Here is a 214-nt window from a genome sequence, read left to right as displayed (position 1 = left end):
CGCGCAGGGTGCGGGGGCGGTCCAGGAGTTCCCCGGGATCGCACCACAACACCCCGGCGAGCGCGGCGAGTTCGGTGTGGTCCGGGGTGGCGGTGCCGCGCTCCCAGGCGAGTACGTGCCCGGGGGTGACATGGGGCAGCCCGTACGCGGAGCGCAGGGCGTGGGCGACATGTTCGGGACCCATGCCGAGGGCGCCGCGCAGCCGGCGGGCGGC

1 protein-coding gene is annotated in these 214 nt (G+C 77.1%); it reads right to left on the bottom strand.

Annotated features, from left to right (window positions below):
* Positions 1-214 (bottom strand): helix-turn-helix domain-containing protein (locus CCN72_RS40040; RefSeq protein ID WP_208638109.1); only part of this gene is annotated, 214 nt, incomplete at both ends.

The sequence above is a fragment of the Streptomyces murinus genome, assembly GCF_002154555.1.
Classification (GTDB): Bacteria; Actinomycetota; Actinomycetes; order Streptomycetales; family Streptomycetaceae; genus Streptomyces; species Streptomyces murinus.
The sequence above is the reverse complement of the archived record's forward strand: the minus strand, read 5'-3'. Positions and strand labels throughout refer to the sequence as shown.